Annotated in this window: 1 protein-coding gene; it reads left to right on the forward strand. The window is 70.3% G+C overall.

Going from position 1 to position 680, the window contains the following annotated elements:
• Positions 1-43: 43 nt before the first annotated feature.
• The coding region (locus tag A5712_RS06040; RefSeq protein ID WP_231982003.1) for a VWA domain-containing protein at positions 44-680 on the forward strand (637 nt) is incomplete at its 3' end.

Below are 680 nucleotides of genomic sequence, written 5' to 3' on the forward strand. Positions count from 1 at the left end.
CGCCCACCTGATCCCGATCCAGGACGCCGGGCTACAGACCCACCTGCGCAGCCTGGACATCAAGTTCACCCAGCGCCCGGGCCTGCTGCTCTTCGGACTGATCCCGCTGGCGCTGCTGGCCGTCTATGTCGTCGTGCAGGCCCGTCGCCGCCAGCGGCTGCGCCGCTTCACCGAGGCCGAGGTGCCGCAGTCGTGGTGGCGGCATGTTCCCATCGTGGTTGCGCTGCTGTCGCTGTTCCTGTTGACCGTCGCCCTGGCCACGCCCACGCACGACATGCGCATCCCGCGCAACCGCGCCTGCGTCGTGCTGATCATCGACATGTCGAACTCGATGCGCGCGACCGACGTCGAACCCAACCGGCTCAAGGCGGCCGAGCAGGCGGCCAGCCAGTTCGCCAGCCAACTGACGCCGGGCATCAACCTGGGACTGGTCGGCTTCGCCGCCAACGCCTCACTGCTGGTGTCGCCGACGACGAACCGCGCCGCGGTGAAGGCGGCGATCGACGGGTTGAAGCCGGCGCCGAAAACCGCGACGGGGGAGGGCATCTTCACGGCGCTGCAGGCGATTGCCACGGTCGGCTCGGTGATGGGCGGCGGCGAAGGGCCGCCACCCGCGCGGATCGTGCTGGAATCCGACGGCGCCGAAAACGTGCCGCTGGACCCCAACGCGCCGCAGGGCG

Source organism: Mycobacterium sp. E2327 (assembly GCF_001672675.1).
In the GTDB taxonomy this organism is placed as follows: Bacteria; Actinomycetota; Actinomycetes; order Mycobacteriales; family Mycobacteriaceae; genus Mycobacterium.